The organism is Streptomyces triticirhizae (assembly GCF_003696235.1).
Lineage (GTDB): Bacteria > Actinomycetota > Actinomycetes > Streptomycetales > Streptomycetaceae > Streptomyces > Streptomyces triticirhizae.
This window is the reverse complement of record NZ_RFFJ01000057.1, coordinates 22,223-30,463: the sequence shown is the minus strand read 5'-3', so window position 1 is coordinate 30,463 and position 8,241 is coordinate 22,223. Positions and strand designations below refer to the sequence as shown.

General features: G+C 73.9%; 6 protein-coding genes and 1 pseudogene. 2 read left to right on the top strand and 5 right to left on the bottom strand.

Going from position 1 to position 8,241, the window contains the following annotated elements:
* A pseudogene (locus EBN88_RS30535) lies at positions 1-835 on the top strand (glycosyltransferase family 4 protein); the annotation flags it as partial.
* Positions 836-962: 127 nt separating this feature from the next.
* Positions 963-1,622 (top strand): HAD-IA family hydrolase, encoded by a 660-nt coding sequence (locus EBN88_RS12760; RefSeq protein ID WP_122183970.1) that lies wholly within the window; start codon positions 963-965, stop codon positions 1,620-1,622.
* 25 nt (positions 1,623-1,647) lie between these two features.
* Here EBN88_RS12760 and EBN88_RS12755 read toward each other — a convergent pair whose 3' ends face one another.
* The 5 genes from EBN88_RS12755 to cas3 all read right to left on the bottom strand — a co-directional run bounded on the left by EBN88_RS12755 (position 1,648) and on the right by cas3 (position 8,176).
* Positions 1,648-2,064 (bottom strand): hypothetical protein, encoded by a 417-nt coding sequence (locus EBN88_RS12755; RefSeq protein WP_122183969.1) that lies wholly within the window; start codon positions 2,062-2,064, stop codon positions 1,648-1,650.
* A gap of 206 nt (positions 2,065-2,270) precedes the next feature.
* Positions 2,271-3,008: an aspartate/glutamate racemase family protein gene (locus EBN88_RS12750; RefSeq protein ID WP_122183968.1), complete on the bottom strand. Its 738-nt coding sequence runs from the start codon at positions 3,006-3,008 to the stop codon at positions 2,271-2,273.
* Positions 3,005-3,559, bottom strand: coding sequence for a hypothetical protein (locus EBN88_RS31785; protein WP_233580627.1), 555 nt, complete (start codon positions 3,557-3,559; stop codon positions 3,005-3,007). Before EBN88_RS31785 ends, EBN88_RS12750 begins: the two co-directional genes overlap by 4 nt.
* Positions 3,560-3,817: 258 nt before the next feature.
* Positions 3,818-5,044, bottom strand: coding sequence for a helix-turn-helix domain-containing protein (locus tag EBN88_RS12740; protein WP_122183967.1), 1,227 nt, complete (start codon positions 5,042-5,044; stop codon positions 3,818-3,820).
* A gap of 180 nt (positions 5,045-5,224) precedes the next feature.
* Positions 5,225-8,176 carry a CRISPR-associated helicase Cas3' gene (cas3, locus tag EBN88_RS12735; RefSeq protein WP_122183966.1) on the bottom strand — a complete coding sequence of 984 codons (2,952 nt, stop codon included), beginning with the start codon at positions 8,174-8,176 and terminating at the stop codon, positions 5,225-5,227.
* Positions 8,177-8,241: the final 65 nt, after the last annotated feature.

The following is an 8,241-nucleotide window of genomic DNA, read 5'->3' as shown; positions in this document are numbered from 1 at the left end:
GGGCCGGCTGCGCCGCCGCCCGGACCGGCGGCTGGTGGTGGCCGCCAGCGCGGAGGCGCCGGCGCGGCCGGCGGCGCACTGCGTCGCCACGGCCGACGGCGGCTTCACCGTGGCGCTGACCCCGGCCGAGCCCGGTGACCTGGTGCTGCGGCTGCGCGACGACCCGGAGGGCCGCCAGCTGCGGCTGCCTCTGGACCGCGAGGGGCGCGGCACCGTCAGCAGGGCCGAACACCGGCTGGCCGAGGGCCGTTGGGACGCCTATGTCACGGCCTCGACGGCGGCCAGGGCGCGGCGGCTGGTGGCCCACCGCGTCGAGCAGGCGGCGCTGGTCGGGGCGGTGCCGACGGTGGGTGAGGACGGGGTGACCTCGTGGATTCCCTACACCACCAAGGAGGGGAACCTCACCATCCGCACCTGGCGCCGGCCGGCCCACGCCGAGGTCGCCGACATCACGCTCGACGAGGAGTCCGCGCTGGTGACCGCGACGCCGCACGGCCCGCCGGCCGAGCTGGCGCTGGCGGTGCGCCAACAGGAGCCGGACGTGCTGGACTTCACCATCCCGCTGCGGGTGCTGCCCACCGGGCGGGTGCTGTTGACCATCCCCTACGAGCGGGCCCTGGCCGCGCCGCACGGCCGGTGGAACCTGCTGATCCGCTCCACCGACGGAACGTTGGTGCCGCTGGGGCGGATCGGCGGGGACACGGTGGACCGCCGGCGGACCGACCTCTATCCGATGGTCACCCGGGGCGAGAGCACCCTCCTGCTGGGCTACACCGGCGACAACGCGCTCGTGCTGACCACCGCGCCGGTCCGCACGAAGGACACCCCTCACTGAGCCGCCCACCAGGCCGGCGGCTCCCCGGACCGCGCGGAGGGCGCGTCGCGCGGCGCGGAAAGCGCGTCGGAGCAGGTTGGCCGGATGCGGCGGGCGGTCCCACCGGGACCGGTGGCAGGCTGGTGTCGTGACCACAGGTCTTCCTTTCCTCGGCGCCAAAGCGCTGCTGCTCGATGTGGACGGGGTGTTGATCGACTCGGCGGCGCCGCACCGCCGGGTGTGGAGCGCCTGGGCCGTGCTGCGGGGGCTCGACCCGGAGGCGGTGTGGGCCGCCTCGCAGGGCCGGCGGCGGCCCGACGTGCTGGCACTGGTCGCGCCGGAGCTGGCGTTCCCCGAGGAGGACGCGCTGCTGACGGAGCTGTCCCTGGCCGAGGAGCACACGCTCTCGGCCTTCCCCGGCGCGGTGGAGGTGTTACGGACGTTGCCCATCGACCGCTGGGCCGTGGTCACCTCGGGCGGTGGCGCGGCCGTGCGCCGCCGGATGGCCAGGCTGGGGCTGCCCGCCCCGCCGGTGCACGTCTGCGCCAACGACGTGACGGCCGGCAAACCGGACCCCGAGGGCTACCTCAGGGCGGCCGCCGCGCTCGGCACGCCGCCGGGCGACTGCCTGGTCGTGGAGGACTCACCCGCCGGGGTGGCGGCGGGCAAGGCGGCCGGCTGCACCGTGCACGCCCTGACCACCACCCACGCCGCCGAGGAACTCGCGGCGGCCGACGGCCTGTTCGACAGCCTGGGCCTGGCCCTGGCCGGCCGGTTCGGCCCCGTTCAGCGCCGCTCCCCCGACTGACGTCCGCCGGGCCCGGCCGAGCCGGTCACCGCTCCCCGCCCGGGGCCGCGCCGGCGGCGCCCGGTATCGCGCGGCGGGTGAGGTCGCTGGCGCAGCCGTCGCACAGCGCGGTGATCCAGACCTCGCCGCGACCGCCCCGGAACCGGGGGCGGCCGGGGCCGCCGCAGATCTCGCAGGTGCGTTCGGAGGCCGACTCGGTCGCGTCGGTGAGCTGGGTCGCGAGGTCCGCCCACTGGCCGTCGAAGTCGCCCTGGTCGTCGAAGCGGTCGGCGACGCAGATGCGCAGGCCGCCGAGGCCGCGTTCGCACTTCTCGATCCGGTAGTCGGGCGCGAGGGCGAGCAGCTGCTGGTGCAGCCGGATCAGCAGGGCCGCCCATCCGGGCCCCACCGTCTCCTGCCATGCCGGGAGCTGCCACTCATCGTGGATGACGAGGTCTGCCATGACCCCCATGCTGTCGCATGGGTCTGACAATTCCGCCGGCTCGGGCCGGCCGACTTCCCGTCAGGCGGCAATCGGCCAGACCCGGTCGGGGATCATGAGACTTAGGCTAGAAGTTTGATCAACTTCCCTCCCACCACGATCACTTGCCGGTCATCCGGGGCCGCTCACCCAACGGCCGTCACCCGAAGCCGCTCAGCCGAAGCCGCTCAGCCGACGACGGCCTCCACCGCCCCGCCCCGCCACCGCGGCACCGGCTCCTCGCCCAGGCACACCGCGAAGGCCGCCTCGGCCGCCAGCCGGGTGGAGTCCAGCACGGGCAGCGGCGACACCTCGGCCGTGACCAGCAGCGGGATCTCCGTGCAGACCAGGGCGACCGCGTCGCAGCCCCGGGCCGCCAGCCGTTCCACCACCTCGACGAACGCCCGCCGCGAGTCCTGACTGACCTCCCCGTTCAACAGCTCGTGGAAGATGGTCCGGTGGACCAGCTCGCGGTCCTCCGCCTCCGGGACCAGCGCCTCGATGTCCCGCCGGCCCAGCGCCTCCGGGTAGAGCCGCCCCTCCATCAGATAGCGGGTGCCGAGCACGCCCACCCGCCGCCGGCCGTCCCGCGCCGCGCGGGCGGCCACCACGTCGGGCAGGTGCAGCCCGGGCAGCGCCAGCGGCTCGCCCGGCAACTCCAGCGCCATATGCGCCGTGTTGTCCGGGCAGACGAAGAACTCCGCCCCCGCGCCGGCCAGTCGCTCCACGCTCTGCGCGAGCACCCGGCGCACCGCCGCGTGGTCCCCGGCGTCCCAGCCCGGCATACTCCGCGCCAACGGGATGAGGTCCAGGGTCACTTCGGGGTGCTGGTGCTCCCCGAGCCGCTGGAAGCCGAACCGGCAGAACGTGCGGAAGCAGAGGGCCGCGCCCTCCATGCTGTGGCCGAGAATCCCCAGATGCCTCATGGGACAACGGTGCCACAGCTCGGTTCGCCCGCGCGCTGGTGGCACCAGCAGTCGCAGGCCAGGTAGATCACCGGGATGCCGACGGGCGGCGGCGGGGCGACCGCCTTGGTGCACGAACGGTGGGCGCCGATGTGGCACTCCACCGTTCGATAGGCGTCCGGCGTCCGGCGCCCGGCCGCCGTCACCACGTTCAACACCCCGTGCAGCGCGGCCGGGTCGGTCAGGCAGGAGAGGCGCGGCGGGATCAGCCACCGCGCGCACGGCCCCTCGGTGCGGGAGGGCGGCGGCACGGTGAGCCGCTCGCCCGCGCCCAACACGGCGACGCCCGGCAGCCGCCAGCCGTCGGCGGCACCCACCGGAACCAGCCAGAACATCGCGTGCTCCGCCGGCAGATGGATCACGGGCCCCGTCCGTTCGCCCAGGCGCGCGATCGCCCGCGCGCCCTCGACGCCGCCCGCCCCGACCGCGTCGAACCAACGGCCGCAGGGCACGGGGCGCGCCCCCTGCTCGGCGGTCGGCAGCCACACGGGAAAGGAACGTTCTGTCTGCACAAGGCACCTCCGGCGACGTCGACGAGCGACCCGCTACCGAAAGTACCCGTACCATCACCCTCGGCATGAGGGAGAGGAATACCGGCAGCTCAGCGACGCGCCGCCGATCGCGGCGGGGGGCGTGGAGGATCACCGGCGGGGCGCGGAGGATCGCCCCCGGGCGCGCGACCGCCGCCGAACGCCGCCGGCACCGGCCGGTCAGGCGCTCGGCCGGCCGGTCAGGCGCTCGGCCGGCCGGTCAGGCGCTCGGCCGGCCGGTCAGGCGCTCAGATGGAACCGGGCGGACATCCTCCGCAGCTGCTCGCGCACCCCGGTCCGCTCGCCGTAGACGATGCGGCGCAGCGTGGCGCGGGCGATCGGGTGGTTCCTGACCAGCTGCGGGGCGATCCGTTCGGCGGCGGACAACTCCGCGACGGCGAGGTCCCGTTGGCCCGACCAGAGGTGGGCCCTGGCCAGGTCCATCCGGTAGTGGCCGCGCCGGGAGGCCGGCAGGGCGGCCACCACGGCCGGGTCGAGTCGCTCGTGGCGGCGCAGCGCCTCGTCCTGCCGGCTCAGCTCCAGCGCGACGTTCACGCCGTGAATCCCGACGTTGCCGGCGGAGAACGTCAACGAGTGCCGATCGTCGACCAGTTCGGGGCCGCCGGCCATCCGGCGGGCGGCCTCGCCGGCCAACTCCAGCCGGTGGTCGGCCTCCTGGGCGTTGCCCGCCCTGGCGGAGGACACGGCGGCGCGCAGCTGGAGCGAGCCCCACACCCGCAACGCCGCAGGCTCGCCGCGCTCATAGGCGTCCGAGATCCCGCGCAGCGCCTTGTCGCCCAGCGCCAACGCGTCGTCCCAGTCGGCCGTCGCCCACATGTCCCAGGCGCGCATCCAGTCCACGACGGCCGGCAGCAGCGGGTCCCCGGACCGCTCGGCGGCCCAGGTGGCCCGCTCGGCGGCCAGCGTGATCAACTCGGGGTGGCCCAGCGCGTGGGCCGAGGTGTGGGCGAACTTGCAGGCCACCGCGTAGACCGCGAACGCCGCCTCGCGCTCGGCGCCGGTGGCGGCCTCGGCCAACGCCCGTGCCTCGCGCAGCAGATCGGGCAGGCAGCCGAGGATGCCGGTGTTGTCGGCGTCGTCCCGCAGCCGGTGCAGCCGGCGCATCGCGCCCCAGAGCGCCGCCGAGGAGGCGGGGGTGCCCTCGAACGTCGGCGCCAGGTCGTAGCGCCGCAGCTCCCGCAGGGTCATGGCGGCCGAGACCCGCCACTGGTTCTCGGCGGTGCTGCCGGTGAACGGGCGCTCGATCAGCTCGTTGGGGTGGATGTGCAACACCCCCGCCAGCGCGTTGATCACGCTGGCGCGGTCCAGCTCGATGTCGCCGCTCTCCACCTTGGAGACCCAGCTCTGCGTCCGCCGCAGCCGCGCCGCGACATCCGCCTGCGTCAACCCGAGCCGCAGCCGCGCCCGCCGCAGCCGCTGCCCGATGGACTCGCTCTCCTCCACCATCGCTCAGCTCACCGCCAGAGAGGTAACGGCCTTGTAGGGCAAGGGAGTTGTACGGAACATCGGTCCTCCAGAACGCCACCGGGCACCAGCACCCGGGACGCTACCCCCGCCCCCCACCCCGCCACCCCTCCGCTTCCCACCCACGACACCCGTGCGAGGGCCCACCCGAACGCCGCCGGGTCAGCCGCCCAGCCTTCGGAACCCCCGCTCCGGGTCGAGGGTGACCCGGCCGGCGAGGTTGGTGAGGCAGTCGCCGTCCGGCGAGAACTCCAGCGTGTGCCGGTAGCGGAGCGCCCCGTTCCCGCGCTGCCACTCCGTGGGCGGCTTCAGCCCCCGGTCTCCCCTGAACCAGCGCGCGGGCAGGCGCACGGTGTTCATCGCCAGCGCGCGCTGCTGCTCGCGCCACAGCTCGGGGTGGCGGTGCGGGGGGTGGTAGCTGAGGTCGGCCGGAAGCTCGCCTTCGGGGTCGAACGTCCGCGTCCCGGCGGGCTGTCGGTAGAGGCAGATCACCTCGTAGCTCGGGTCGCCCAGCCGGGAGAGGGCCCGCAGGCGCTCCGGCGTGGCCGGGTCGTCTCCCTCGCCCAGGGAGTTGGAGACCAGGTCCTCGGCCCGCGCGGCGCTGCCCCGCGCGGTGTAGGGCGGCAGGCTGTACTGGGCCGCCACCGCCTCCTCCACCGCCAGCTGCTCCCGCCACCCGCGCAACGCCCGGATCAGCCGGGCCCGCAGCACCGGGTCGGCGACGTCCTCCGGCCCCCGGTCGTAGACGGTCGAAACCAGTCCGGCCGTGTCATCGGGCACCGCCACCCGGACGATTCGTCGATCACGTTCCGGATCTCCTCGTTCCATCAACGTCTGCCAGGTGCGCCCGAGCACATACGGGTCGTACACCCCGTTGTCCTTCTCGACCCTCCCCAGCTCGGGCAGGCCGTCGAAGTCCGCCCGCCAGAGCACCCGCAGCTCGGGCTCGACGACCGCGCGGACGTTCAGCGCGTGCCGCCAGATCCGGCCCAGGCGTTGCAACAGCAGGTCGATGGGCGCCAGATCGGTGAACATCAGGTCGAAGTCGACGTCGAGGGACTGCTCCAGCACCTGGGTCGAGACGACGATCAGCCGCTTGGGTCGCCTCGGGTTGGGCACGGTGGCGCGCAGTTCCGGGTCCTTGTGCGGCCCCAGCTCCTCCAACAGCCGCCGCTGCACCCGCTGTCGGTCGCGTTCAAGCATCCGGCCGTGGAGGAGCAGGATCTCCGACTTCGCCACCCCGTGCCCGTGCCGCTCCGCGAGGAGGGCGTCATAGAGCGCGATGGCCGGATCGATGCGGTTCCGCAGCGCGCCCACGACGACCCCTGGCCGGGCCGTGGCCAGGATCTCCTCCGCGAGTACGCCCTCCTCGGCGGGCCGGCGCGCCAGTCGCATCACCGGCGAAGCCCCGGCCGACCGAACGGAGGTGGGCCCGCTCGACGAGGCCGTCGAGGCGTTGACCGTGCCCCGCGCGTCCACCACCGTGATCGCCGGCTGGGCCGTGGGGAACGTTCCGGAGGCCGTCGTGCGGTGGCCGGTGCACCAGGCGTTGACCAGGCTGGTCCGCACCTGGCTGGGCAGGGTCGCGGAGAGCACGATCACGGACGCGCCGGCGTCCGCCAGCCAGCTGACCGCGTTGGCCAACAGCCGCTGCTGGAACAGCTCGTAGGCGTGCGCCTCGTCGATCACCACCACCTTGTTGGCCAGCCCGAAGAGCCGGAGAAACCAGTGCTTCGAGGGCTGGGCGGCCAGCACGATCTGGTCCACGGTGCCGACGCCCCAGGGGGAGAGCAGCGCCCGCTTTCCCCGGAGGAACCACTCGTCGAGCACGGCGGCCGTGCTCTCGCACTCCTCGATGTTGATCGCCTGGGCCAGGTCGGCCAGGTGGTCGTGGTGCGCCCGGATCAGCTGCTCGGCGGCCTGGGAGGCGGCGGCCGCACCGTGCGCGATGGCCAGGTTGCCGATCGCACGCGCCTCCATCGACCGCTCGAGAAAGGCCGCGCAGCGCGCGGCGATGCTCTCGCTGGCGGCGCGGGTGGGCAGCGCCAGATAGCAACCGTGGTAGCCGTTGCGCCTGGTCAGCACGGCGGCCGCCCAGAGGGCGAGCTCGGTCTTGCCATAGCCCGTGCTGGCCTCGACGATCACCAGGGCCGGACCGCTCGCCGGCAGCAGCTCGATGGCGGCCCGCTGCGCCGGACGCGGCATGGACTCCTCGCCAAACAGATCCGGCCAGGCCAACGAGCGCGGTCGCCAGGCCGTCAGCCGCAGCTCGGCGACGGCGCTCTCCGCCTCCCGCAGCGAGGCGCGCCACCATGCGGTGACGGGGGTGTCCACTTCGCGGTAGTGGAACCGCTCTTCGTCGGACGCCAGCCAGTCGGCGAACACCACCAACGCGGTGAACAGGGGCAACGCCGACGGCCGCGCCAGGTCGAGGGAGGGCGCCACGGTGTCGATGTCGATCCCCACCAGCTCGGCGAAGCCGTCCACGAGATCGCGATGGGCCCGCTGCCAGGCTTCGAGCAACTCGGGATCGAGGGCGAGGGCGGCGTCGGCCAGCGCCTCGTTGCCCGGGATGTCGCCGTGGTGGCCGCCCAACAGGCGGGCGACCGCGTGCAGTTGACGGGCATAACGGGGATCGCTGCCACCGCACCGGGCGCAGGCGCAGCCCAGCAGCCGGGGAAGGTAGCGGGCGGTCACATGCTGGTGTGGGCGGTCCTGGTACGAGGCCAGGTCCTCGGGGAGCGGCAGCCCGGCGGCCCTCGCCCCGACCTCCCAACGGGCGGCGGCCGACCTGAGCTTCGGGTCCCTGGCGCGGGCGAAGCGGGCAAGAAAGCCCGGCTGGGCCTTGCCCGGCAGGTCGTGCAGCCCGGCCAGGAACATCAGGACCAGGCGGGCCCGCTCAGTGTCGCCCCGGCCGAAGGCGTTCACCAGTACGCGGCGGACCGAGGCGGAGAGATAGCGGTCGAAGACCTCGCCCACCACGGCCGAGGTGTCGAGGGAGTGGGCGATCAACGGGTTCCACGACGGACCACCTGATCGCCTACTGATCCCTTTCTGATCAGTCTTGCCCCAAACCCAAAGCAATTTGTTCAGCTTCTCTAGCAGAGCGGCCATTGTCAGTGCCCTCCTCTAACGTCTTCCCATCCACGTCACCGACCCCTCGGGAGGGATCAGAATGC